The organism is Pseudomonas medicaginis, assembly GCF_965119365.1.
Taxonomy (GTDB): Bacteria; Pseudomonadota; Gammaproteobacteria; order Pseudomonadales; family Pseudomonadaceae; genus Aquipseudomonas.
The window spans coordinates 560,273-584,240 of the sequence record NZ_OZ221631.1; the positions used below are offsets into that span (position 1 = coordinate 560,273).

Consider the following 23,968-nt stretch of genomic DNA (forward strand, 5'->3'; position numbering starts at 1 on the left):
CTATTCATGTTTAACTTGAACGTTCATTCAAGTTAAACCGTCGGTTTGCTGCCCGCTCACAACAGGAGGCTTGCCTTTGCCGAGTCCGTATTCCACTGCCACCCTTTCGTTCCCCGGGGGGCTTCGTTCATGAGTGCCTCGTCCCTTCCACCCAGCGGCCTGGTCCGCATGAACCCGCCAGTCTTTTACTTCGCCGCGACCTTCATCCTGCTGTTCGGTCTGGTGGTGATTGCCATGCCCGCGCAGGCCGGCGCCTGGTTGCTGGCCGCGCAGAACTGGGCGGCTAATACGGTCGGCTGGTACTACATGCTGGCGATGACGCTGTATCTGGTCTTCGTGGTGGTCACCGCCTTGTCCGGCTACGGCAAGATCAAGCTCGGTGCCGACCACGACGAGCCCGAATTCAGTTACCTGTCCTGGGCCGGCATGCTGTTCGCCGCCGGCATCAGCATCACGCTGTTTTTCTTCTGCGTGTCCGAGCCACTGACCCATCTGGTGCAACCGCCCCAAGGCGAGGCCGGTACCGCGGAGGCGGCGCGCCAGGCCATGCAGATCCTGTTTCTGCACTGGGGCTTGCACGGCTGGGGTGTTTTCGCGTTCGTCGGCATGGCCCTGGCGTACTTTGCCTACCGGCACAATTTGCCCCTGGCCCTGCGCTCGGCGCTGTACCCGCTGATCGGCAAGCGCATCAACGGCCCCATCGGCTACGCCGTGGACGGTTTCGGCATTATCGCGACGGTGTTCGGCCTCGGCGCGGACATGGGCTTTGGTGTGCTGCACCTCAATTCCGGGCTCGACTACCTGTTCGGCATCGCCCACACCCAGTGGATTCAAGTCGGCCTGATCGTGCTGATGATGGGCGCGGCGATCATCGTGGCGGTGGCGGGGGTCGACAAGGGTGTGCGGGTCATGTCCGACATCAACATGCTGCTGGCCTGTGCATTGTTGCTGTTCGTGCTGTTCGCCGGGCCCACCCAGCATTTGCTCAACACCTTGATCCAGAACATCGGCGATTACCTCGGCGCCTTGCCGATGAAGAGTTTCGACCTGTACGCCTACAACGAGCCCAGCGACTGGCTGGGCGGCTGGACGGTGTTCTACTGGGCCTGGTGGATCGCGTGGTCACCGTTCGTGGGGCTGTTCATCGCACGGATTTCCCGTGGCCGCACCATCCGTGAATTCGTCTTTGGCGTGCTGTTGATTCCCCTGGGGTTCACCCTGGCGTGGATGTCGATCTTCGGTAACAGCGCCATCGACCAAGTGTTGAACCACGGCATGAGTGCCTTGGGCATGTCTGCCCTGGAAAACCCATCGATGAGCCTTTACCTGCTGCTGGAAACCTACCCCTGGAGCAAGACGGTCATCGCGGTCACTGTGTTCATCAGCTTCGTGTTCTTCGTCACGTCCGCCGATTCGGGCACGGTGGTGCTTTCGACGCTGTCGGCCAAGGGCGGCAGCCCCGATGAGGACGGGCCGAAATGGCTGCGGGTGTTCTGGGGCGCGATGACGGCCCTGGTGACCAGTGCGTTGTTGTTCTCCGGCAGCATCGATGCCTTGAAGTCGGCGGTGGTGCTGACGTCCTTGCCGTTCTCTTTGATTTTGCTGCTGATGATGTGGGGGCTGCACAAGGCGTTTTATCTGGAGTCCCAGAAGCAGATTGCGCAATTGCATTCCCTGGCGCCGGTGTCGGGATCGCGCCGGGGGACAGGCGGCTGGCGCCAGCGCTTGAGCCAGGCGGTGCATTTTCCGTCCCGGGATGAGGTGTACCGTTTCCTCGACACCACGGTGCGCCCGGCCATTGAAGAAGTGACCGCGGTGTTCGTCGAGAAAGGCCTGACGGTGGTGACCCAGCCCGACCCGGCCAACGACAGCGTCAGCCTGGAAATTGGCCACGGCGAGCAGCATCCGTTCATCTACCAGGTGCAGATGCGCGGCTACTTCACGCCATCCTTCGCCCGTGGCGGCATGGGGTCCAAGCAACTGAACAACCGTCGCTACTACCGCGCCGAGGTGCACTTGAGCGAAGGCAGCCAGGATTACGACCTGGTGGGCTATACCAAGGAGCAAGTCATCAACGACATCCTCGACCAGTACGAGCGGCACCTGCAGTTCCTGCATTTGGTGCGCTGAGCGAGGCTTTGACATGGCCGAGCGTTTTCATCTGCTGCGCCGGCCCTATCGCGAGCAAGCTCGCTCCCACAGGGGCAAGTGATTCCTTCTTGGAGGGCTGCCGGTTCCCTTGTGGGAGCGAGCTTGCTCGCGATAGCGGATTGGCGGACGCCGCCGGGCGAAGCTTCAGACCAGCCCACCGTTGGCCCGCAGGATCTGCCCGTTCACCCAGCTCGCGGCCGGGCTCACCAGGAACGCGATGATGCTGGCAATGTCCTGCGGCTGGCCGAGGCGTTCCAGGGGCGGCATCTTGGCGTAATGCTGCACTTGTTCTTCGCTCTTGCCGTGCATGAACAGTTCGGTGGCGACCGGGCCCGGGGCCACGGCATTGACCGTGATCTGGCGCCCGCGCAGTTCCTTGGCGAACACCTGGGTCAGGGATTCCACCGCCGCCTTGCTGGCGATGTACACCGAGTAGCCAGGCAGGTTCAGGCCTACGGTGCTGCTGGAAAAATTCACGATCCGGCCACCGTCGTTCAGGCGGGTCGCGGCTTCTCGCAAGGTGTTGAAGGTGCCACGGGTGTTGATGGCGAACGTCTGCTCGAACAGCTCGTCGCTGTGCTGCGCCAGGGGCATCACCTGGAGGATGCCGGCGTTGTTGATCAGCACATCGACCTTGCCCAGCAGGGCTTCGGTTTCATCGAACATCCGGCGCACATCGGCGGCAGAGGATACGTCCGCCTTGATCGCTATGGCCTGGTGGCCGGCCTGGCGCAATTGCACCACCAACTTGGACGCCTCGTTGGCACTGTTGGCGTAGTTGATGACGACGGCGAAACCTTCGCTGGCCAGTTGCTTGGCGATTTCGGCGCCGATGCCGCGGGAAGCACCGGTGACAAGGGCAACTTTGGACGTTTGAGTCGGCATGCTTGAGTCCTCTTGAAGTGGGTGAGGCCAGGTTCACATGTTTACTCCCGGCGATAAATGCCCGAAAGTTGCCTTGACTGTTCAATAATCACTAACAATAAAGGCGCCAGATTCAGATGGATCAAGTCAAAGCCATGAAGGTGTTCGTGCGCATCTACGAGCGAAGCAGTTTTACCCTGGCCGCCGAAGACTTGAGCATGCCACGGGCCACGCTGACCCATACGCTCAATCAATTCGAAGCCTGGCTGGGTGTTCGTTTGTTGGAACGCAGCACCCGCAAGGTGCGCCCCACCCTCGACGGCGAAGCCTACTACCCCCGCTGCGTGCAATTGCTGGCGGAACTTGAAGAGGCCGAACTGGCGTTTCGCGGCGTAGCGCCCAAAGGCAAGTTGAGGGTGGACTTGCACGGCACCCAGGCACGGTATTTCGTGATTCCGGCGTTGCCGCAATTCATGGCCCGCTATCCCGAAATAGAATTGTTCATCAGCGAGGCCGATCGTTTCGTCGACCTGATTGCCGAAGGCGTCGATTGCGTACTGCGCTCCGGTGAGCTGGCGGATTCGTCACTGATTGGACGGCGTGTCGCCAATCTTCGGCAGATTACCTGTGCCAGTCCCGGTTACTTGCGCCAGTACGGCGAGCCGAAGAGCCTCGATGACTTGAAACATCACAAGGCGGTGAATTACGTCTCGCGGACCACCGCCAAACTCTATCCGTTTCAGTTCATGGTCGATGGCGAACTCAAGGAAGTAGCGATCGGGGGCTCGTTGTCGGTGTCCGGCGCCGAAATCTACGCCGCCTCGGCCATCGCCGGCCTGGGTCTGATCCAATGCCCGCATTACCGGATGGAAGAGCCGATCCGGCAAGGCCTGATGCAGGAAGTCCTCACCGCCACCCCACCACCGTCCATGCCGGTGTCGGTGCTCTACCCGCACAACCGACTCATGTCGCCGCGGGTTCGTGTATTCGTGGATTGGGTGGCAGAGGTGTTTGCGCAGGCGCGTTAGCGGGGCCTCCGACTATCTGGCACTGCAAAACCCTGTGGGAGCGGGCTTGTTCGCGAATGCGTCGGCAAATTCAAGATTTGTGCTGGCTGACACACCGCTTTCGCGAGCAAGCCCCCCCACCCGATTTGCGAACTTTCGGCCTGACCGATGCGTCTGTGAAATGTTAGCTTTTGCCATCCACACCCGCCGCCCGAACAGAGAGCCTTTCGATGACCTATACCGCTGCCGAAAACCGCTACGAGTCCATTCCTTATCGCCGCGTCGGTCGCAGCGGGCTGGTGCTGCCGGCGCTGTCGCTGGGGTTGTGGCACAACTTCGGCGACAGTACGCCCATCGACACCCAGCGCGCCCTGCTGCGCACGGCGTTCGACCTGGGGATCAACCACTTCGACCTGGCAAACAACTACGGCCCTCCCTATGGCAGCGCCGAGATCAACTTTGGCCGGTTGCTGCGTGAAGATTTCAAGCGGTACCGCGATGAGTTGATCATCTCCAGCAAGGCCGGTTGGGACATGTGGCCCGGCCCGTACGGCCAGGGTGGTGGCTCGCGCAAGTATGTGCTGGCGAGTCTTGACCAGAGCCTGCAACGGTTGGGGCTCGACTATGTGGATATCTTCTATTCCCACCGCTTCGACGCCGACACCCCGCTGGAAGAAACCGCCAGTGCGCTGGCCACCGCGGTGCAGCAGGGCAAGGCGTTGTACGTCGGTATTTCATCGTATTCGGGCGTGAAGACCCGGGAAATGGCAGCGTTGCTCAAAGAGTGGAAAGTCCCGCTGTTGATCCACCAGCCGGCCTATAACCTGCTCAACCGTTGGGTGGAAAAAGACCTGCTGGACGCCACGCAGGAGCTGGGCACCGGTGTGATCGCCTTCACCCCGTTGGCCCAGGGCTTGCTGACCGATAAGTACCTCAAGGGCGTTCCGGCCGATGCGCGGGTCAATCGTCCGGGAGGTGGCTCGTTGCAGGCTTCCCATTTGTCGGAGGAGAACATCGCCCACGTGCGCGCCCTCAATGAAATCGCCCAACGTCGCGGCCAAAGCCTGGCGCAAATGGCCCTGGCCTGGACCTTGCGCGATCCACGCGTCACCTCGGCCCTGATCGGCGCCAGCCGGCCGGAGCAGATCATCGAGAACGTAGGGGCGTTGCAGAACCTGAGCTTCAGTGCCGAAGAGCTGGCGCAGATCGACCGGTTTGCCCAGGAGGGCGGCATCAATCTCTGGGAGAAACCGTCGATGGCGGACTAACACCCCCGATCAGTTGCACACAATCATCGTGGCGAGGGGGCAAGCGCCCTCGCCACGATGATTTGCTCCACAGGGCGATCTAGTTGCTGATCGCCAGGATGCTCGCCTGATAGGCGCCTACGAACACATCGAAATCGCCCACCTCGTTTTGCTCCAGCTCAGCTTGCTGGACCAGCGAGTCGCGCGCGGTTTCTTCGAATGTCGCCTGTTCCTCGGGGAGCAACGGCTCGGCGCGGAAGAATTCGGCGTGGGCCTTGCTTTGGCGCAGGGAGAACTGGGCAAAGCTTTCCTGATGTTCGGCCATGGCGGCCAGCACCTGGGCGGAGGGCGTCAGGGACGGGTCGCGAACTTTCGCCAGTTGCACGTCCAGCGCCTGGCGGTGGGCAGCGCCACCTTGGCTTTGGTCGAGCAGCGAGGCCAGCGGGGCAATCTTTTCCAGCAGTTCGATGGCCCAGGCCTGCATGTCCACCGATTGACCCTGGCGCTGCAATTGCAGGCCTGGCTTGCGGCCTTCCTTGACCACGGTCAGGAAGTTGCTCGTGGCGTTGCCGCATTCGTTGTTTTCCAGCTGCGGGCTGTCATTGAGGCCGCAATACAGCAGGAACGCATCGAGGAAGCGCGACTCGGTAAGGTCGATGCCCATCGGCAGGAACGGATTGATGTCCAGGCAACGCACTTCGACGTACTGGATACCCCGGGCCATCAAGGCCTGGATCGGCCGCTCGCCGGTGTAGGTCACGCGTTTGGGGCGGATGTTGGAGTAGTACTCGTTTTCGATCTGCAGGATATTGGTATTGAGTTGCACCCACTCGCCGTTCTGGTGAGTGCCGACTTCGACGTACGGCGCGTAGGGTGTTGCCACCGCTTTGCGCAGGCTGTCGGTGTAGCTCACCAGGTCGTTGTAGCAAGGCGTGAGGCCGGCCTGGGCGTTGCTCTGGTAGCCCAGGTCGCTCATGCGCAGGCTGGTGGCGTAGGGCAGGTACAGGGTGTCCGGGTCCAGTTGCTCCAACTGGTGCGGGCGACCCCGCAGGAAACCGGCGTCCAGGGCCGGCGAGGCACCGAACAGGTACATCAGCAACCAACTGTAGCGGCGGAAATTGCGGATCAGCGCGATGTAGGCCGACGACTGGAAATCACGGTCGCTGGCCTCGATGCCTTCGGCCTGCCGGAGCAGGGGCCAGAGCTTTTCAGGCAGGGAAAAGTTGTAGTGGATCCCGGCAATGCATTGCATGGTCTTGCCGTAGCGCAGGGCCAAGCCCTTGCGATAGACGTACTTGAGACGACCGATGTTCGAGGTGCCGTAATACGCGATCGGGATGTCTTCTTCCGCCGGCAGTGGGCACGGCATCGACGGGCTCCACAGGTACTCGTCGCCGAGTTTGCTGTAGGCAAACCGGTGGATCCTGTCGAGGCTGCGCAGGGTATCGGCGGGGTTGGCCAGGGCTGGCGTGATGAACTCCAGCAGCGACTCGGAATAGTCGGTGGTGATCTGTTCGTTGGTCAACGCCGAGCCCAGAGCCTGGGGATGCGGGGTCTGCGCCAAGTGCCCCTCGCCGGTGACGCGCAGGCATTCGCGCTCGATGCCGTGCAGGCACTGTTCGAGCAGGGAGAGGTTGGCGCGCTCGCCGAGCAGGGCCAGGCGGCGGTTTAAAAGGTCGCTCAAGTTGAATTCCTTCACGCGTCAGTCGCCCCAATATGGGGGTGGGCAAGACGGTCTACAAGGGTGAAGTTGAAACTGGCGTTTTCGCCTGGTTTTCATGCCAAAAGCTAGCCACCGCAACCCCACTGTGGGAGCGAGCTTGCTCGCGATGGCGGTGGATCAGCAACGTTGATCTTGACTGACCCTCCGTTATCGCGAGCAAGCTCGCTCCCACAGGAAAGCCCGACACTGCATTCATGGCATCGAAATTAACTCAAATCGATGACAGGGAGCTATAGGACAGCGAACGTGCCTTGCGCTTTTGCGACCAGTTTGTCGCCTTGCATCACCTCGGCCTCGACCACCAGCGTGCGCCGGCCCGGGTGGATGACCCGGGCGGTGCACAACACGTCGCCGTCGGACACGGCGCGAATGTAGTTGATCTTGCATTCGATGGTCGCGCTCTGCTGGTCAAAGCCATGGACACTGGAGCAGGCCAGTCCCATGGCGATGTCCACCAGGCTGAACAGCGCGCCGCCGTGCAGCTTGCCGCCGCGGTTGCGCAGTGGCGGCTCAAGGCTCAGGGCGACTTGCGCCACTCCGTCCCCCAGGCTGTGCAGACGGCAGCCGAGCAGCTTGAAGAATGCGCTCTCCACCAACCCGGCTGGCACGTCCATCAGCGTTTCTTCAACTGCTTGGCGTTGGCGAACAACGAAGCCATGGCGTTGTTGGCCGGAGCCGCCGTGGCGGTTTCCTTGCGCGGCACGGTGTTCTGCGACTGACGCGGCGTCGAGCCGGGACGCGCACCACGGGCACCGTCGACTTTCTCGCCCGGCGTGTCGCTCATGCGCATCGACAGGCCAACGCGTTTGCGCGGGATGTCGACCTCCATGACCTTCACTTTCACCACATCACCGGCCTTCACCGCTTCGCGCGGGTCCTTGATGAACTTCTCGGACAAGGCCGAGATGTGCACCAGACCGTCCTGGTGCACGCCGATGTCGACGAAGGCACCGAAGTTGGTGACGTTGGTCACTACGCCTTCGAGGATCATGCCTGGTTGCAGGTCCTTGAGGTCTTCGACGCCGTCCTGGAACTCGGCGGTCTTGAACTCGGGACGCGGGTCGCGGCCAGGTTTTTCCAGTTCCTGGAGGATGTCGGTGACGGTGGGCAGGCCGAAGGTTTCGTCGGTGAATTTCTTCGGATCCAGGCGCTTGAGGAACCCGGCGTCACCGATCAGCGAACGGATGTCGCGGTCGGTCTGGGCGGCGATGCGCTGCACCAGCGGGTAGGCTTCAGGGTGGACGGCCGAAGAATCCAGCGGGTTGTCGCCGTTCATGACGCGCAGGAAGCCGGCGGCCTGTTCGAAGGTTTTTTCACCCAGGCGCGGGACTTTCTTCAACGCGGCGCGGGTCTTGAATGCGCCGTGTTCGTCACGGTGGGTGACGATGTTCTGCGCCAGCGTGGCGTTCAAGCCGGAGATGCGCGCCAGCAGCGCCACCGAAGCGGTGTTCACGTCCACCCCCACGGCGTTCACGCAATCCTCCACCACCGCGTCCAGGCCACGGGCCAGTTTCAGTTGGGAAACGTCGTGCTGGTACTGGCCGACACCGATGGATTTGGGGTCGATCTTCACCAGCTCCGCCAGGGGGTCTTGCAAGCGGCGGGCGATGGATACCGCGCCACGGATCGACACGTCCAGGTCCGGGAATTCCTTGGAGGCCAGTTCCGATGCCGAGTAAACCGAAGCGCCGGCCTCGGAGACCATGACCTTGGTCATTTTCATGGCCGGGTATTTCTTGATCAGCTCGGCGGCCAGTTTGTCGGTCTCGCGGCTGGCGGTGCCGTTGCCGATGGCGATCAGGTCCACCGAATGCTTGGCGCACAGGGCGGCGAGCACGGCGAGGGTCTGGTCCCACTTGTTGTGCGGCACGTGCGGGTAGACCGTGGCGTGATCCAGCAGCTTGCCGGTGGAGTCCACCACCGCCACCTTGCAGCCGGTGCGCAGGCCCGGGTCCAGGCCCAGGGTCGCGCGCGGGCCGGCCGGTGCGGCCAGCAGCAGATCGTGCAGGTTGTGGGCGAATACGTTGATCGCCTCGGTCTCGGCACTGTCGCGCAGCTCGCCCAGCAGGTCGGTTTCCAGGTGGGTGTAGAGCTTGACCTTCCAGGTCCAGCGCACCACTTCGGCCAGCCATTTGTCGGCGGCGCGGTTCTGGTTCTGGATGCCGAACTGCTGGCCGATCATGCCTTCGCAGGGGTGCATGGTGCCGGGCAATTCTTCACCGACCTTCAGGGCGGAACTGAGAATGCCTTCGTTGCGACCCCGGAAAATTGCCAGGGCGCGGTGGGACGGCATGCTCTTGAGCGGTTCGTCGTGTTCGAAGTAGTCGCGGAACTTCGCGCCTTCCTCTTCCTTGCCGGCGATGACCCGAGCACTGAGGATGGCTTCCTGTTTGAGGAAATTGCGCAGTTTTTCCAACAGGTTGGCGTCTTCGGCGAAACGCTCCATGAGGATGTACTTGGCGCCTTCGAGCGCCGCTTTCACGTCCGCCACGCCTTTTTCGGCATCGACGAAGCGCGCGGCTTCGGTTTCCGGGGCCAGGGTCGGGTCGTTGAACAGGCCGTCGGCCAGCTCGCCGAGGCCCGCTTCCAGGGCGATCTGGCCCTTGGTGCGGCGCTTCTGCTTGTAGGGCAGGTACAAGTCTTCGAGACGGGTCTTGGTGTCGGCCAGCTTGATGTCGCGCTCGAGTTGCGGGGTCAGCTTGCCCTGTTCCTGGATGCTGGCCAGGATGCTGATGCGCCGTTCGTCGAGTTCTCGCAGGTAGCGCAGGCGTTCTTCCAGATGCCGCAATTGGGTGTCATCGAGGCTGCCGGTCACTTCTTTCCGGTAACGGGCGATAAAAGGCACCGTGGAGCCTTCATCGAGTAGCGCGACGGCCGCTTCGACCTGTTGTGGGCGTACACCGAGTTCCTCGGCGATGCGGCTGTTGATGCTGTCCATAAAACCACCTGACAAATTGTGAAATCAGGCTCGCCACCACAGATACCGGGCTCGGCGAGACGGGTTGAGCGGCCTGGCATGCGCCGCTGCCTGGGTCAAAAGGCTGCCTGTTGACCCGCGAAATTCAAAAAGTGCTGCCTGGCCAAAGGGAAAATGGCACGCCGGGGTCACGATCGACCTTCCTCGGCGCAAAAGGCCGCGCATTATAACCAGCGTTCCGTCCTGAGGGGGGGACATGGTCTGTAGGCTTGATGCCCGGATATGTGGAGATAGAGGAAAAATCTGCTAACAATGCACACGGTGCGTATAACGGCAGCTAGGCCATAATGCGCGCCGAGATCAAAGGAGCTTCCTATGAGCAGCACTGCACAAACTGCTGAAGGCGAAAAAATTCTTATTGTTGACGACGATCCCGGGCTGAGCAGCCTGCTGGAGCGCTTTTTCGTCAGCAAGGGCTACCGCGCCCGCACCGTCCCGAATACCGAGCAAATGGATCGGTTGCTGGCCCGTGAAGTGTTCAACCTGGTCGTACTCGACCTGATGCTGCCCGGTGAAGACGGCCTGACCGCCTGCCGCCGCCTGCGCGGCGCCAACAACCAGATCCCGATCATCATGCTCACCGCCAAGGGCGACGAGCTGAGCCGTATCAAGGGCCTTGAACTGGGCGCCGACGACTACCTGGCCAAGCCGTTCAACCCCGATGAGCTGATGGCCCGCGTCAAGGCGGTGCTGCGTCGTCAGTCGGCGCCGGTGCCTGGCGCGCCGGGCAGCGAAGACGAAAGCGTGACCTTCGGCGACTACGAGCTGTCCCTGGCCACCCGCGAGCTCAAGCGCGGCGATGAGGTTCACATGCTCACCACCGGTGAGTTCGCCGTGCTCAAGGCCCTGGTGATGAACGCCCGCCAGCCGCTGACCCGCGACAAGCTGATGAACCTGGCCCGTGGTCGCGAATGGGATGCGCTGGAGCGTTCCATCGACGTACAGATTTCCCGCCTGCGCCGGATGATCGAGCCCGATCCGTCCAAGCCTCGGTATATCCAGACCGTCTGGGGCGTGGGTTATGTGTTCGTGCCGGATGGCGCCGCCAGCAAGTGATCGGCGATTTGTAGGAGCGGGTGGCCTGGCCGGTTGAAATGTCTTCTTCCAGGCGACTCGCGGTCTGTCATTGTGCGAGCATCGCTCGCTCCTGCAAGTGTGTAGCGGTAATTCATGAAAACCCCCGTTTGGTTCCCCCAGAGTTTCTTCTCCCGCACCCTCTGGCTGGTGCTGATCGTCGTGCTCTTCTCCAAGGCACTGACGCTGGTGTACCTGCTGATGAACGAAGACGTGCTCGTGGACCGGCAGTACAGCCACGGCGTTGCCTTGACCCTGCGAGCTTATTGGGCGGCGGACGAAACCAACCGGGCGAAGATCGCCGAGGCGGCGACACTGATTCGTGTCGTCGGTGCCGGCGTTCCGGAGGGCGAGCAGCACTGGCCCTACAGCGAGATCTACCAACGCCAGATGCAGGCCGAACTGGGCGCCGATACCGAGGTGCGCTTGCGCATGCACTCGCCGCCCGCGCTGTGGGTGCGGGCCCCGAGCCTGGGAGATGGCTGGCTGAAAGTGCCGTTGTACCCGCATCCGCTGCGCGGCCAGAAAATCTGGAACGTGCTCGGCTGGTTCCTGGCCATCGGCCTGCTGTCGACGGCGTCGGCATGGATCTTCGTCAGCCAGCTCAATCAGCCGTTGAAACGCCTGGTCTACGCAGCCCGCCAACTGGGCCAGGGGCGCAGTGTGCGGCTGCCCATCAGCGATACGCCCAGCGAAATGACCGAGGTCTACCGCGCCTTCAACCAGATGGCCGAGGATGTGGAACAGGCCGGGCGCGAGCGCGAACTGATGCTGGCGGGTGTCTCCCATGACCTGCGCACACCGCTGACCCGGTTGCGGTTGTCGCTGGAGTTGATGGGCGAGCACACCGACCTGACCGACGAGATGGTTCGCGACATCGAAGACATGGACGCGATTCTCGACCAGTTCCTGGCGTTCATTCGCGACGGTCGCGATGAATCCGTGGAGGAGGTGGACCTCAGCGAGTTGGTACGGGAAGTGGTCGCGCCCTATAACCAGAACGACGAGAAAGTGCACCTGCGCCTGGAGCCCATCCAGCCGTTCCCATTGCGTCGGGTGTCGATGAAGCGTTTGCTGAACAACCTGATCGGCAATGCCCTGAACCATGCCGGCGCTGGCGTCGAAGTCGCGGCCTATGTCTCCGGCGACACCAGTGCGCCTTATGTGGTGCTGAGCGTGATGGACCGTGGCGCCGGTATCGACCCTTCGGAGCTGGAAGCCATTTTCAACCCCTTCACCCGGGGCGATCGCGCCCGCGGCGGGAAGGGCACGGGGCTGGGCCTGGCCATCGTCAAGCGCATCGCCTCGATGCACGGCGGCAACGTCGAGTTGCGCAACCGCGCCGGTGGCGGGTTGGAAGCCCGTGTCCGATTGCCGTTGGGACTGATGCTGCCTCGGGATGCTGTGTAGCGGTCTTTCTCAAATAAGACAGAGAACCTGTGGGAGCGAGCTTGCTCGCGATGGCGGTGTATCAGTCAACATCGATGTGGCTGATCCGACGCCATCGCGAGCAAGCTCGCTCCCACAGGGTTTTGTGTTGAGTCAGCCCTTGCCCTTTGTCCGGGTCATGTTCGGCCCGCCATTCTTTTCCAGGTGCTCGATGATGATCCCCGCCACGTTCTTGTTCGTGGTGGTCTCGATGCCCTCCAGGCCCGGCGAGGAATTGACTTCCATCACCAGCGGCCCATGGTTGGAACGCAGGATATCCACGCCGGCCACGGCCAGGCCCATGACTTTCGCAGCCCGCAGGGCGGTCATGCGCTCTTCCGGGGTAATCTTGATCAGGCTGGCGCTGCCGCCGCGATGCAGGTTGGAGCGGAACTCCCCGGGCTTGGCCTGGCGTTTCATCGAGGCAATCACCTTGTCACCGACCACGAAGCAGCGAATGTCGGCGCCACCGGCTTCCTTGATGTACTCCTGGACCATGATGTTCTGCTTCAGGCCCATGAAGGCCTCGATCACCGACTCCGCCGCCGTCGCGGTTTCACACAAGACCACGCCGATGCCCTGGGTGCCTTCCAGCACCTTGATCACCAGTGGGGCGCCGTTGACCATCGCGATCAGGTCGGGAATGTCGTCGGGGGAGTGGGCGAAACCGGTGACCGGCAGGCCGATCCCGCGCCGTGACAGCAGTTGCAGCGAGCGAAGCTTGTCTCGGGAGCGGGCGATGGCCACCGACTCGTTGAGGGGAAATACCCCCATCATTTCGAACTGGCGCAACACCGCACAGCCATAGAAGGTCACGGACGCACCGATGCGCGGGATCACCGCATCGAACCCTTCCAACGGCTTGCCACGGTAATGGATCTGGGGCTTGTGGCTGGCGATGTTCATGTAGGCGCGCAGGGTATCGATCACCACCATTTCATGGCCACGTTCGGTCCCGGCTTCAACCAGGCGACGAGTGGAATACAGACGCGGGTTACGCGACAGCACAGCGATCTTCATGCAACACCTGTGGCAGAGGTAGTGGACACCGGGAATACCGGCTTTTCTTGAACATATTTGGTACCCGGATTGACCACCAGTTGGCCGTCGATCAAGGCTTTGGAACCTAATAACAGGCGATAGCGCATGGATTTGCGGCAGGCCAGGGTGAACTCGACCCGCCAGATCCGGTCGCCCAGTGCCAACGTGGTGCTGATCACGTAGCGGACCTGAGCGTGGCCGTTTGAACTCTTTATGGTCTTGCGTGCCACCAGCGGGGCTTCGCAACGGCGATGGCGCAACTGCACCACCGTGCCGAGATGCGCCGTGAAGCGCACCCATTTTTCGCCATCGCGCTCGAACGGTTCGATGTCAGTGGCATGCAAGCTGGAGGTGCTGGCCCCGGTGTCGATTTTTGCCCGCAGGCCCGCGACACCCAGGTCCGGGAGCGCCACCCACTCGCGCAGACCGACAACGGTCAAATGGTCAAAAGTCTTCAATAAAAAAACCTGCGATCAATGCATCGGATCGTGGACGCCGCGAATCGCGGTATTCACGCAGAATAATCACAAAATGGCGACAGATATCTACGCACTTGTGTGTGCTTGTAACCGATTCCGTCCCCAGCGATGTGTGTGGCGGCGGTTTGGCGGGCATTCTATCCGTCGGACCGGATTCGTGCGCTCGACAAAAACGGTAGTACAGTTCCGGCTATCGGCAGAAAGAGGAATGGCAGTGGCGCAAAAAAAGGAAAAGGAAGAGGACGACAAGGTCCGTCTCGATAAATGGTTGTGGGCGGCGCGCTTCTACAAGACGCGAGCCCTGGCCAAGACCGCCATCGAAAGCGGCAAGGTCCATCATCGGGGAGAGCGTTGCAAGCCGGGCAAGGAGCCGCGCATCGGTGATGAGTTTGTCATCCGCACCGGGTTCGACGAAAAGACCGTAGTGGTCGAGGCCCTGTCGATCGTGCGTCGCGGTGCACCTGAAGCGCAGGCTTTGTATCGGGAAACCGAGGCCAGCATCGCCAAGCGCGAAGCCGCCGCCGCGCAACGCAAGGCGGGGGCCCTGGGTGTCAGCACCGATGGCAAGCCAAGCACCAAGCAGCGCCGGGACCTGTTCAAGTTTCATGGCCGTCATAACGAGTAACACGCTTCTACAGAGCTGAATGCATGCCGGAGTGAGGCATTCATGTGTGGCGAGGGGATTTATCCCCGCTGGAGCGCTTGGCGGTCCTGGTTTTTAGGGGCCGCTGCTCAGCCCCGCGGGGATAAATCCCCTCGCCACACAAAGGTGATGCGAGTTACTGATGAGTGCGACTTCTCGATCCCTGCCCGTCGGGCAACCTTCGCGTTGCTTGGAACCCGTCCCTGATTGGCCATAAAATGCCCGCCATCATTTGTCATCACCTCAGATACCAGACTCTATGACTGATTTACCGGATAACGACTACACCCAACGTTTCATCTTCGATGACAGCGATGCCCGTGGCGAGCTGGTGGCGTTGGAGCGTAGCTACGCCGAAGTCCTCGCCAAGCACCCCTATCCGGAGCCGGTCGCTCAACTGCTCGGCGAACTGATGGCGGCTGCGGCGTTGCTGGTGGGCACCTTGAAGTTCGATGGCTTGCTGATTCTCCAGGCGCGTTCCGACGGTCCGGTCCCGCTGCTGATGATCGAGTGCTCCAGCGAGCGCGAGATCCGTGGCCTAGCCCGTTATGACGCCGAGCAGATCGCGGCCGACGCGACCCTGGCCGACATGATGCCCAACGGCGTGCTGGCCCTGACGGTCGACCCGACCCATGGCAAGCGTTACCAGGGCATCGTCGATCTCGACGGCGCGACCTTGGCCGAATGTTTCACCAATTACTTCGTCATGTCCCAGCAGACCAATACCCGCTTCTGGCTCTACGCCGACGGGCGGCGCGCGCGCGGTTTGCTGCTGCAACAACTGCCTGCCGATCGCCTGCGCGACCCGGAGGAGCGTGACGCCAGCTGGCAGCACATCACCGCGCTGGCCAGTACCCTGAGCGCCGATGAGTTGCTGGGCCTGGACAACGAAACCGTGCTGCATCGCCTCTACCACGAGGAGCAGGTCCGTTTGTTCGACGGCCAGCCGTTGCGCTTCCAATGCAGTTGCTCCCGTGAACGTTCCGGCAATGCGCTGGTCAGTCTGGGTCTGGAAGATGCGCAGCAACTGGTGGTCGAGCATGGCGGCGCCATCGAGATCGACTGCCAGTTTTGCAACGAGCGCTACCTGTTCGACGCGGCGGACATCGCTCAATTGTTCGCCGGTGCGGGTGTCGACACACCGTCAGATACTCGACACTAAAACGGTTCAGCGCAGGTAAATCTCCTGACAAACGCCGGATTTACGCCGTACTGACGGGAGGGCCCTACTCTTTTTGGGGTTTTCTGGCATAATCCGGCCCACTTTTTTCGGGTAGTAGTGCGCGACTTCCTACTACAAAACGTTTGGAGCACTCGGCCACGGGCCGACGGGGAATCTCATGACGCAAGCCAATAACGCCGTGTACACCGATCTGAGTGTCGATGAACTGGTCAAAGAAGCCCTGAATCGCGGTGAAGGCGAGCTTGCCGATACCGGCGCACTGGTCGTTCGTACCGGTCATCGCACCGGCCGTTCGCCAGTCGACCGTTTCATTGTCGAAGAGCCAACCACCCAGGACGCCATTGCCTGGGGCCCGATCAACCGCAAGTTCCCGGCCGACAAGTTCGATGCCCTGTGGAACCGCGTCGAAGCCTACCTGGGCGAGCGCGAGCGTTTTGTCTCCCACGTACATGTAGGTTCCGATCCCGCGCACTACCTGCCGGTCAAGATGACCACCGAGACGGCGTGGCACAACCTGTTTGGCCGTTGCCTGTTCATCAACCCCGAGCAATACAACGCCGGCGGCAAGGACGAGTGGCAGATCCTCAACGCGCCGAATTTCGTCTGCGAGCCTGAGCGCGACGGCACCAACTCCGACGGCACCGTGATCATCAACTTCGCGGCCAAGAAAGTGCTGATCGCCGGCATGCGCTACGCCGGTGAGATGAAAAAAGCCCTGTTCTCCGTGCAGAACTTCCTGCTGCCGGCTGTTGACGTGCTGCCGATGCACTGCGCCGCGAACATGGGCGAAGAGGGCGATGTGACCCTGTTCTTCGGCCTGTCGGGCACCGGCAAGACCACCCTGTCCGCCGACGAAAGCCGTTACCTGATCGGTGACGACGAGCACGGCTGGGGCGTGGGCGTGGTCTTCAACATCGAAGGCGGTTGCTACGCCAAGTGCATCGACTTGTCCGAGAAGAACGAGCCGGTCATCTGGAAAGCCATCCAGCACGGTGCCGTACTGGAAAACGTTGTCCTGGACTCCGTCACCAAGAAAGCCGACTACGCCGACGACAGCCTGACCCAGAACAGCCGCGCCGCCTACCCGCGCGAGTTGATCGAAAAACGCGCGCCGAAAAACCTCGGTGGCGAGCCAAACGCCGTGATCTTCCTGACCTGCGACCTGACCGGCGTACTGCCGCCTGTGTCGATCCTCAGCGAAGAACAAGCCGCCTACCACTTCCTGTCCGGCTACACCGCATTGGTGGGCTCGACTGAAATGGGTTCGGGCAGCGGCATCAAGTCGACCTTCTCCACTTGCTTTGGCGCCCCGTTCTTCCCGCGTCCAGCCGGTGAGTACGCTGAGCTGCTGATCAAGCGCATCCGTGGTTTCGGCTCCAAGGTCTACCTGGTCAACACCGGTTGGACCGGCGGCGGCTACGGCGTCGGCAAGCGTTTCAACATCCCGACCACCCGTGCGGTGATCGCGGCGATCCAGAGCGGCGCGCTGATCGGTGCTGAAACCGAACACCTGGACATCATCAACCTGGACGTGCCGCTGGCCGTTCCAGGCGTCGAGACTGGCCTGTTGAACCCACGCAACACCTGGGCCGACAAAGCCGCCTACGACGAAGCGGCCAAGGCATTGGCCGGTCTGTTCACCGAGAACTTCAAGAAGTTCGACGTGAGCGACGCGATCAAGGCTGCAGGACCGCAGCTGTAAGACTTGGTTGGTGAATGAAAGAAACCGCCCTTCATGGGCGGTTTTTTCATGGGCAGCCATTCGGAGGAACGCTGCCAATCTTCAACCGAAATCGAGCTGAACAGCCAGCCTCTTGCCGTCTATTGAATCAACTGGCCCGTTCCACTTCCTGCGTGTCCCACCGTTGCGCCTTGATAGCCTTGTAGAGCATGCCGATGGTCAGCGGCATCTTATGGGCACGGCCCTTGGCCCTGCGCTTTTGAAACACATCGAAGCCTTCCGGCTGGAAGTAGCGATAAGCGTCGTAGTCGATAAGATCGATGACGAACCGCTCCTCCAACGCCTCCATCAGTTGCCGGGCGTCCGCGCCATCGCAACCCAGATCGAGATTGATCGCCGTGTCCAGGCGAATGGTCTTGCGCTCCGGCAGGCCGATTTCTTCATGGAGCAGTTCTATGAGCTGGCGCATGGCATGGTCGTCGGGGAAGTCTGGCGCAAGGTGCATGATGAAATGTCCGGATAAAAGAGGCGCGTCTGTACCGGTGGAAAGTTTAGGGGGAAATCGTTGCCCGTTGGAAAAAGAAGAGCGCTGCAATCAAGAATCGCAGGCGTCGCGATTGCAGTTTTGACTGTCGCGAGGATTGGCGGGGTGTCGGGGAACTTCATGCATCCGCCCAGCAGCAGGGACAGCATCAGGACAGTAGGTGGGCTCAGTTTGTGCGACATGGTTATTTCCTTTTTCAAGCTGCGAACCGCGGGCGTCCTGCCGTTGGTGGGTGAGCGCAGAGTGTCCGTAGGTTTCGCGAGTCGATTGCTGCCAGTTCGCGAGCGATAAGGGGGCGGTTTCAGTCAGCCATTTGTTCAGGCATGCGTAGCGCGGCGGCCTCAAGGTCCATCAACCCTCTGCCATAGGCTTCGCTGTTGGCGTAGATACCTGTGCGGTTGGCTGTCGCCAGCAAATGTTCGCGTATCTGCTGCGGGCTGAGTTGCGGATGAAGGCTTTGCAGCGCCGCCAGTGCGCCACTGACCAACGCGGCGGCGGGGGATGTGCCAGCGGTTTGCACGTAGCGGCCATCCTTGCCAACGGTGAGCAGGCCGGCCTGTGCACCGACGTCGCCGCCAGGGACGGCGATGCACCAGGCGGCTGCGACGCCGCAATAGTTGGATTTGCCATTGATGGCGCTGCCGTCGTTCTTCAACGCCACCACTGCGAGCCAGCCTTTTTCCAGTTCTGGCAATGCGACCGGCAGTCCTGGCTCGGCCAGGGGCTCGCGCTTGAGTTCGTTACCGGTGGGGAAGACCAGCACGGCGCCGGCCGCGACCAGTTTTCGAGCGACGGCCAGGGAGTCGGGCATCACCTGGTTGTAGCGCGCCTCATTGATCTCGGTGGCGGGGATGGCGTTGGCCCACGAGTTGTTGAACAGCCGGGCACCCTTGTCAAAACCACTTTGCCAGGACCGGGCGATTTCGCTGTCAAAGAAAAACGGCTCGTTGTCGTCGCCAAAGCGAAAGGGGATCACCCGCGCATTGAACGCGATGCCGTGCATGCCCCGGTCGTCCTTGTTGGCGGCGAGAATACCGGCCATCTGCGTGCCATGGCCGATGCGATCAACGGTGCCGGGACGGTCTTCGACATGGTCGAATCCAGGATCACCCAGCCTGCCCTCGAACTCCTCGAGGCTGGCGTTGAGCCCCGAGTCGATCAACGCCACGACGACATCCTGGCCGGTCCCGCCACGAGCATAGAGCGCAGACGCCTTGACGACGGCCAAGCCTGACTGAGCGTGATACTCCGGGGTTTCGAACCGGGTAGGATCCACGCCGGGTGGATCGGGGACGGTCAAGCAACCGGCGAGTAATGAGGCCGACGTGATCGTCAGCGCGCGTAGAGCGGAAAATGGGTGTGGCATGGTTCGTTCCTTGAAGAAGTGAAATCGAGCGTCAGGCTTCCTGGCCTTGACGTACTGCATGAATTGCCGACGCACCTTACCGTGGTGGCGAAGCCGGGACGAGACATTAAAGTGCCCGGATTTGTATCACCTCGTGGCAAGCAAACGGCATCGAGGCTGTATCATCCAGTATCGTTTTTGACCCCGACCTTTTCTCGACGCGCTGCGTTGTCCCGCTAGGCTTTGGGCATCGCAGCAGTCAAAGGAGCGACCGCTTATGCACAGCACCTTGGAACAGGTTTTCGGTTATCCACAGTTTCGTCCCGGGCAGGAGGCGGCCATCGATGCCGTACTGGCTGGTCGGTCGGCGGCGGCCATCTTCCCCACTGGCTCGGGCAAGTCCCTGTGTTATCAATTGCCGGCCCTGCTCTTGCCGCACCTGACCCTGGTGGTTTCGCCACTGCTGGCGTTGATGCAGGACCAGTTGATGTTCCTCAAGCGCCACGGCATCGCGGCGGCCAGTATCGATTCGGCCCAGGGCCGTGACGAAGCCAACGACGCCATGGCGCGGGCCCGGTCGGGGGAGTTGAAGATCCTGATGATTTCCGTGGAGCGCCTGAAGAACGAGCGCTTTCGCAATTTCCTGCAGCAAGTGTCGATCTCGTTGCTGGTGGTGGACGAGGCGCACTGTATTTCGGAATGGGGGCATAACTTCCGCCCTGACTACCTCAAGCTTCCCGATTACCAACACCAGTTCAACATTCCCCAGGTATTGCTGCTGACGGCCACCGCCACACCCAAGGTCATCGCCGACATGCAGGCCAAATTCGCCATTGCCGCCACCGATGTGGTGACCACCGGTTTCTATCGGTCGAACCTCAATCTGCTGGTCGAACCCGTGCCGGGCGCCGACAAGCGCGCACGGCTGGTGCAGTGGCTGGGCGAGCGCGCCGGGCAACCGAGCATCGTCTATGTCACCTTGCAGCGCACCGCCGAGCAGATCGCCGAACACCTGAGCCAGCAGGGTATCCAGGCCGAGGCCTATCACGCCGGTTTGCCCCATGAACAGCGTGAAGCCATCCAGCGACGGTTCATGGATGGACAATCCAATTGCATCGTCGCGACCATCGCTTTCGGCATGGGTATCGATAAGAGTGACATCCGTAATGTCGTGCATTTCGACCTGCCCAAATCCATCGAAAACTACAGTCAGGAGATAGGCCGGGCCGGGCGGGACGGCCTGCCATCCGATTGCCTGGTACTAGCCAACCGCGACAGCCTCAACGTGCTGGAGAACTTTGTGTATGGCGATACGCCGGAGCTTGCAGGCATTCGTTGTGTGCTCGATGAGCTGAAGGCCGCCGCGCCCGATGGGCAATGGGAGTTCTTGTTGGGACCGCTGGCGGACCAGAGCAACATCCGGCAACTGCCACTCAAGACGCTGCTGGTCCAGCTGGAACTGCGTCGGCTGATCGCGCCGCGTTATGCCTATTTCGCAGAGTACCGCTTCAAGTTCCTGACCGAGCCGCACGAGCTGCTGGAGCGCTTCGCGGGGGAACGAAGGGACTTCGTCGAAGCCATCATCCAGACCTCCAGTCGCGCCCGGACCTGGGCCACGGTGAGTTTCGATGGGATGTACCAGCAATATCACGCTGAGCGTAATCGGGTGGTCAAGGCACTGGATTACTTCCAGGAAAAGGGTTGGATCGAGCTGGAAAGCAAACAGATGACCGAGGTGTACAGCGTGCTGGAAACGGACCTGGATGCGCAGGTCTTGAGCGCCGAGCTACATGCTTATTTCACCCGGCACGAACAAGGTGAAATCGCGCGGATCCACGCCATGCTTGAATTGTTCGCCACCGACCGTTGCCTCGGTTATCGCCTGGCGCAGTATTTCGGCGACGACCATGCGCCGCAGCAGTGCGGTCATTGCTCGGTGTGCCACGGACAGGTCGCTCGATTGCCGGAACCGCCGTCGTTGCCGGCACTTGTGGATAAAAACTTCGAGACGCTGTGCGGTGACTTTATCCACAGACATGAGGAGCACACTGGCAACCCACCTTCCGCCGAGCGATTGACCCGGTTTCTGTGCGGAATCAGCGTGCCGTTGTTCACCCGGTTGAAGGCGCGAAAGATCCGCGGATATGCTGCACTGGAGGCGTATCCATACGCTGAAGTTCGTCAGTGGGCTCAAGCGCACCTGTGAACTGCATCCATCCGATGAATGCCCGCCATCACACGAATAAATTTCAAAAACATTCGGTGGCTGACTAAGGTGAAGGCTGTCTTTGGATCGCCAACAAGAGAGCCAACATGAGCCAGACACCTTTCGATATTCAGCGCGCCGCGGTGGTCGGTGCAGGCACCATGGGGCGGGGCATCGTGATGTGCCTGGCCAATGCAGGCGTGGCGGTGCAGTGGGTCGACAATAATCCTCAGATGCTCGAGCAAGCGCTGGTGGCCGTGGCCCAGACCTATGCCCATAACGTCCGCCAGGGCCGTATCGACCAGACCGAGGCCGACGCCCGGATTGCCCGGGTCACGCGGGCGGATGACTACGCCGCGATCCGCAACGTGGACCTCGTGATCGAAGCGGTGTACGAGAACCTTGAGCTCAAGCAGGCCATCTTTCGTGAGTTGGACGCCGCGCTCAAGCCCGAAGCCATCCTGGCAAGCAACACCTCGGCGCTGGACATCGACGCCATCGCGGCGGTCACCGGTCGACCCGGCCAGGTGCTGGGGCTGCACTTCTTCAGCCCGGCGCACATCATGAAGCTGCTGGAAATCGTTCGCGGTGCACACACCTCAAAAGCGGTGCTGGACGCGGCGCTGATGCTGGGCAAGCGCATGGGCAAGGTCAGCGTGGTCTCGGGCAATTGCCACGGGTTCATCGGCAACCGGATGCTCCACCCCTATGTGTTGGAGGCCCGCAAGATGCTGCTGGAGGGGGCGTTCCCCCATCAGGTGGATGCGGCGTTGCAAGGCTTCGGCTTCGCCATGGGGCCGTTTCGCATGTACGACGTCGTTGGCATCGACCTGGAGTGGCGCGCCCGTGAGCTATCGGGCAAGGGCCAGGATGCGCCCGAGGTGCAGGTGGACAACCGCTTGTGCGAGCTGGGCCGGTTCGGCCAGAAAAGCGGCAATGGGTACTATCACTACGAGCCGGGCAGTCGACAGGCCGAGCATGATGTCGAGGTCGATGCGCTGGTGCTACGGGTCAGTGAAGCGCTGGGTTTCCAGCGGCGCGAGATTGGCCCGGAGGAAATCCTCGAGCGGTGCTTGCTGGCGCTGGTCAACGAGGGAGCGAAAATCCTGGAGGAAGGCATTGCCGAGTCGGCCCACGACATCGATCTGGTCTACCTCAACGGCTACGGCTTCCCTGCGGACAAGGGCGGGCCGATGGCCTGGGCCGACGGGCAGGGGCTGGAGGATATCCACGCACGCCTGCTGGCGCTCGAAACGAAGCAGGGCGACCAGTGGAAGCCCGTGCGCCTGATTGGCGAGCTGGCAGCGCAGGGCAAGGGGTTCGCGCAGGCCTGAGGCCGGGCCATGTCAAGATCATTGAACAACCGTAAAGGACACCTGATGCCCCAACGCAACGAATACCGACACTTGCAACCCATTACCACGCGCTGGCACGACAACGATGTATACGGTCATGTCAACAACGTCACCTACTACAGCTTTTTCGACACCGCCGTGAATACCTATTTGATCGAGGTCGGTGGCCTGGATATCCATGACGGAGAGGTGGTGGGGTTCGTGGTGAGTTCGGCCTGTGACTACTTCGCCTCGATCGCCTTTCCAGACCGGATTGAAATCGGCCTGCGGGTCGGCAAGTTGGGCAGCAGTTCGGTGCAGTACGAACTGGCGGTGTTCAAGGCGGGCGAGGAGGAGGCGTGCGCGGCGGGGCGTTTTGTTCACGTATTCGTGGACCGGGCGTCGAATCGGCCGGTGGCGATTCCGGATCGGCTACGCCGGGCGTTGGAGCGATTGGTGGTCTGAAACGAGAGTCGCAGCCTCCGGTCAGGCTCTGTGAAGCGCTGCCGAAGGCTGCGATCTTTTACCGGCTGGTATCAGAGCCAGCGGTCAGTCATCGTGATAGCGATGTTTATGCTTGTGCTTGCGATGCCCGTAGGCATGGCCACGACCTGGGTGGCCGTCACGGTAGTAGCGGCGATCGCCACGGCGACCGTCATAACGACGGTCATCGTCATCGTCCTTGCCCATGTAGTTACCCAGGGCGCCGCCAGCGCCACCGCCCGCCGCCGCACCGATCAGGCTACCGGTGCTGCCACCGACGCTACGGCCGACCACGTTGCCGCCAGCGGCGCCCAGGGCGCCGCCGATGGCTGCTTCGCCGCGGCTGTGTTTATCTGCACCGACTGCACTACCGCCCGCACCGCCCAGCGCCGCGCCGATAGTGGAACCGGTGTTGCCGCCCAGGGACTGGCCGACGACCGAACCCAAAACCCCGCCCAATGCGCCGCCCACACCTGCTTCGGCAGTACCACCGGCAGAAGCGATGCCACTGGCCAGGCTAAGGGACAACAAGAGAATGGAGGAGAACTTCATAGAGGA

The 23,968-nt window shown here is 61.6% G+C and carries 20 protein-coding genes; 11 read left to right on the plus strand and 9 right to left on the minus strand.

Annotation, left to right across the window (positions count from 1 at the left end):
* The first annotated feature begins 168 nt into the window (after positions 1 to 168).
* On the plus strand, positions 169 to 2,130 hold the full coding sequence (gene betT, locus ACMTA2_RS02455) for a choline transporter BetT (RefSeq protein ID WP_413795579.1): 1,962 nt from the start codon (positions 169 to 171) through the stop codon (positions 2,128 to 2,130).
* 165 nt (positions 2,131 to 2,295) lie between these two features.
* Here betT and ACMTA2_RS02460 read toward each other — a convergent pair whose 3' ends face one another.
* Positions 2,296 to 3,036 (minus strand): SDR family oxidoreductase, encoded by a 741-nt coding sequence (locus ACMTA2_RS02460; RefSeq protein WP_413793574.1) that lies wholly within the window; start codon positions 3,034 to 3,036, stop codon positions 2,296 to 2,298.
* Between the two features lie 116 nt (positions 3,037 to 3,152).
* On the opposite strand from ACMTA2_RS02460, the gene ACMTA2_RS02465 reads away from it, so the two are divergent.
* The gene (locus ACMTA2_RS02465) at positions 3,153 to 4,043 is read left to right on the plus strand and encodes a LysR family transcriptional regulator (RefSeq protein ID WP_413793575.1); all 891 of its coding nucleotides are present in this window, start codon (positions 3,153 to 3,155) and stop codon (positions 4,041 to 4,043) included.
* A gap of 209 nt (positions 4,044 to 4,252) precedes the next feature.
* A complete protein-coding gene (gene mgrA / locus ACMTA2_RS02470; RefSeq protein ID WP_413793576.1) occupies positions 4,253 to 5,290 on the plus strand; it encodes an L-glyceraldehyde 3-phosphate reductase in 1,038 nt (345 codons plus the stop codon).
* Between the two features lie 79 nt (positions 5,291 to 5,369).
* Here mgrA and gshA read toward each other — a convergent pair whose 3' ends face one another.
* The 3 genes from gshA to ACMTA2_RS02485 form a co-directional block, all read right to left on the minus strand.
* Positions 5,370 to 6,953, minus strand: a complete 1,584-nt coding sequence (gshA, locus tag ACMTA2_RS02475) for a glutamate--cysteine ligase (protein WP_413793577.1) — start codon at positions 6,951 to 6,953, stop codon at positions 5,370 to 5,372.
* Between the two features lie 269 nt (positions 6,954 to 7,222).
* Positions 7,223 to 7,606 carry a PaaI family thioesterase gene (locus tag ACMTA2_RS02480; RefSeq protein WP_014336033.1) on the minus strand — a complete coding sequence of 128 codons (384 nt, stop codon included), beginning with the start codon at positions 7,604 to 7,606 and terminating at the stop codon, positions 7,223 to 7,225.
* Positions 7,606 to 9,930 carry a Tex family protein gene (locus tag ACMTA2_RS02485; RefSeq protein WP_413793578.1) on the minus strand — a complete coding sequence of 775 codons (2,325 nt, stop codon included), beginning with the start codon at positions 9,928 to 9,930 and terminating at the stop codon, positions 7,606 to 7,608. Before ACMTA2_RS02485 ends, ACMTA2_RS02480 begins: the two co-directional genes overlap by 1 nt.
* A gap of 354 nt (positions 9,931 to 10,284) precedes the next feature.
* On the opposite strand from ACMTA2_RS02485, the gene ompR reads away from it, so the two are divergent.
* On the plus strand, positions 10,285 to 11,025 hold the full coding sequence (gene ompR, locus ACMTA2_RS02490; RefSeq protein ID WP_003196691.1) for an osmolarity response regulator transcription factor OmpR: 741 nt from the start codon (positions 10,285 to 10,287) through the stop codon (positions 11,023 to 11,025).
* Positions 11,026 to 11,139: 114 nt separating this feature from the next.
* Positions 11,140 to 12,453 (plus strand): ATP-binding protein, encoded by a 1,314-nt coding sequence (locus ACMTA2_RS02495; RefSeq protein ID WP_060739672.1) that lies wholly within the window; start codon positions 11,140 to 11,142, stop codon positions 12,451 to 12,453.
* A gap of 132 nt (positions 12,454 to 12,585) precedes the next feature.
* On the opposite strand, the gene rimK is transcribed toward ACMTA2_RS02495, so the two are convergent.
* Together rimK and rimB are read right to left on the minus strand one after the other, a co-directional pair.
* Positions 12,586 to 13,491, minus strand: a complete 906-nt coding sequence (rimK, locus tag ACMTA2_RS02500; RefSeq protein WP_053117324.1) for a 30S ribosomal protein S6--L-glutamate ligase — start codon at positions 13,489 to 13,491, stop codon at positions 12,586 to 12,588.
* Positions 13,488 to 13,970, minus strand: coding sequence for a retropepsin-like aspartic endopeptidase RimB (gene rimB / locus ACMTA2_RS02505; RefSeq protein WP_438943880.1), 483 nt, complete (start codon positions 13,968 to 13,970; stop codon positions 13,488 to 13,490). The genes rimK and rimB overlap by 4 nt, the downstream gene beginning before the upstream one ends.
* A gap of 235 nt (positions 13,971 to 14,205) precedes the next feature.
* On the opposite strand from rimB, the gene ACMTA2_RS02510 reads away from it, so the two are divergent.
* The 3 genes from ACMTA2_RS02510 (at position 14,206) to ACMTA2_RS02520 (ending at position 17,519) form a co-directional block, all read left to right on the plus strand.
* Positions 14,206 to 14,616 (plus strand): RNA-binding S4 domain-containing protein, encoded by a 411-nt coding sequence (locus ACMTA2_RS02510; protein ID WP_413793579.1) that lies wholly within the window; start codon positions 14,206 to 14,208, stop codon positions 14,614 to 14,616.
* A gap of 277 nt (positions 14,617 to 14,893) precedes the next feature.
* Positions 14,894 to 15,796 (plus strand): Hsp33 family molecular chaperone HslO, encoded by a 903-nt coding sequence (gene hslO / locus ACMTA2_RS02515; RefSeq protein ID WP_413793580.1) that lies wholly within the window; start codon positions 14,894 to 14,896, stop codon positions 15,794 to 15,796.
* A 178-nt stretch (positions 15,797 to 15,974) separates the two neighbouring features.
* Positions 15,975 to 17,519 carry a phosphoenolpyruvate carboxykinase gene (locus ACMTA2_RS02520; protein ID WP_413793581.1) on the plus strand — a complete coding sequence of 515 codons (1,545 nt, stop codon included), beginning with the start codon at positions 15,975 to 15,977 and terminating at the stop codon, positions 17,517 to 17,519.
* 127 nt (positions 17,520 to 17,646) lie between these two features.
* Here ACMTA2_RS02520 and ACMTA2_RS02525 read toward each other — a convergent pair whose 3' ends face one another.
* Both ACMTA2_RS02525 and ACMTA2_RS02530 read right to left on the minus strand, forming a co-directional pair.
* Entirely contained in the window at positions 17,647 to 18,003 is a 357-nt protein-coding gene (locus tag ACMTA2_RS02525; protein ID WP_413793582.1) for a DUF1493 family protein, read from the minus strand.
* Between the two features lie 340 nt (positions 18,004 to 18,343).
* Positions 18,344 to 19,408, minus strand: a complete 1,065-nt coding sequence (locus tag ACMTA2_RS02530) for a S8 family peptidase (RefSeq protein WP_413793583.1) — start codon at positions 19,406 to 19,408, stop codon at positions 18,344 to 18,346.
* 256 nt (positions 19,409 to 19,664) lie between these two features.
* Here ACMTA2_RS02530 and ACMTA2_RS02535 point away from each other — a divergent pair, with 256 nt between their 5' ends.
* From ACMTA2_RS02535 to ACMTA2_RS02545, 3 genes are all read left to right on the plus strand, one after another.
* On the plus strand, positions 19,665 to 21,593 hold the full coding sequence (locus tag ACMTA2_RS02535; RefSeq protein ID WP_413793584.1) for a RecQ family ATP-dependent DNA helicase: 1,929 nt from the start codon (positions 19,665 to 19,667) through the stop codon (positions 21,591 to 21,593).
* Positions 21,594 to 21,700: 107 nt separating this feature from the next.
* Positions 21,701 to 22,927 carry a 3-hydroxyacyl-CoA dehydrogenase gene (locus ACMTA2_RS02540; protein ID WP_413793585.1) on the plus strand — a complete coding sequence of 409 codons (1,227 nt, stop codon included), beginning with the start codon at positions 21,701 to 21,703 and terminating at the stop codon, positions 22,925 to 22,927.
* A gap of 45 nt (positions 22,928 to 22,972) precedes the next feature.
* Positions 22,973 to 23,392: an acyl-CoA thioesterase gene (locus ACMTA2_RS02545; RefSeq protein WP_413793586.1), complete on the plus strand. Its 420-nt coding sequence runs from the start codon at positions 22,973 to 22,975 to the stop codon at positions 23,390 to 23,392.
* A gap of 84 nt (positions 23,393 to 23,476) precedes the next feature.
* On the opposite strand, the gene ACMTA2_RS02550 is transcribed toward ACMTA2_RS02545, so the two are convergent.
* Positions 23,477 to 23,962: a glycine zipper domain-containing protein gene (locus ACMTA2_RS02550; RefSeq protein ID WP_413793587.1), complete on the minus strand. Its 486-nt coding sequence runs from the start codon at positions 23,960 to 23,962 to the stop codon at positions 23,477 to 23,479.
* Positions 23,963 to 23,968 lie beyond the last annotated feature (6 nt).

What these genes read in the sequence shown, in the direction of transcription:
- ACMTA2_RS02545 (WP_413793586.1), top strand. Translation starts at nt 22,973, where the DNA reads ATGCCCCAACGCAACGAATACCGACACTTGCAACCCATTACCACGCGC.
- ACMTA2_RS02530 (WP_413793583.1), bottom strand. Translation starts at nt 19,408, where the DNA reads ATGCCACACCCATTTTCCGCTCTACGCGCGCTGACGATCACGTCGGCC.
- ACMTA2_RS02550 (WP_413793587.1), bottom strand. Translation starts at nt 23,962, where the DNA reads ATGAAGTTCTCCTCCATTCTCTTGTTGTCCCTTAGCCTGGCCAGTGGC.
- ACMTA2_RS02520 (WP_413793581.1), top strand. Translation starts at nt 15,975, where the DNA reads ATGACGCAAGCCAATAACGCCGTGTACACCGATCTGAGTGTCGATGAA.
- ACMTA2_RS02535 (WP_413793584.1), top strand. Translation starts at nt 19,665, where the DNA reads ATGCACAGCACCTTGGAACAGGTTTTCGGTTATCCACAGTTTCGTCCC.
- ACMTA2_RS02495 (WP_060739672.1), top strand. Translation starts at nt 11,140, where the DNA reads ATGAAAACCCCCGTTTGGTTCCCCCAGAGTTTCTTCTCCCGCACCCTC.
- ACMTA2_RS02540 (WP_413793585.1), top strand. Translation starts at nt 21,701, where the DNA reads ATGAGCCAGACACCTTTCGATATTCAGCGCGCCGCGGTGGTCGGTGCA.
- mgrA (WP_413793576.1), top strand. Translation starts at nt 4,253, where the DNA reads ATGACCTATACCGCTGCCGAAAACCGCTACGAGTCCATTCCTTATCGC.
- ACMTA2_RS02460 (WP_413793574.1), bottom strand. Translation starts at nt 3,036, where the DNA reads ATGCCGACTCAAACGTCCAAAGTTGCCCTTGTCACCGGTGCTTCCCGC.
- hslO (WP_413793580.1), top strand. Translation starts at nt 14,894, where the DNA reads ATGACTGATTTACCGGATAACGACTACACCCAACGTTTCATCTTCGAT.
- betT (WP_413795579.1), top strand. Translation starts at nt 169, where the DNA reads ATGAACCCGCCAGTCTTTTACTTCGCCGCGACCTTCATCCTGCTGTTC.
- ACMTA2_RS02525 (WP_413793582.1), bottom strand. Translation starts at nt 18,003, where the DNA reads ATGCACCTTGCGCCAGACTTCCCCGACGACCATGCCATGCGCCAGCTC.
- ACMTA2_RS02480 (WP_014336033.1), bottom strand. Translation starts at nt 7,606, where the DNA reads ATGGACGTGCCAGCCGGGTTGGTGGAGAGCGCATTCTTCAAGCTGCTC.
- rimK (WP_053117324.1), bottom strand. Translation starts at nt 13,491, where the DNA reads ATGAAGATCGCTGTGCTGTCGCGTAACCCGCGTCTGTATTCCACTCGT.
- ACMTA2_RS02465 (WP_413793575.1), top strand. Translation starts at nt 3,153, where the DNA reads ATGGATCAAGTCAAAGCCATGAAGGTGTTCGTGCGCATCTACGAGCGA.
- ompR (WP_003196691.1), top strand. Translation starts at nt 10,285, where the DNA reads ATGAGCAGCACTGCACAAACTGCTGAAGGCGAAAAAATTCTTATTGTT.
- ACMTA2_RS02485 (WP_413793578.1), bottom strand. Translation starts at nt 9,930, where the DNA reads ATGGACAGCATCAACAGCCGCATCGCCGAGGAACTCGGTGTACGCCCA.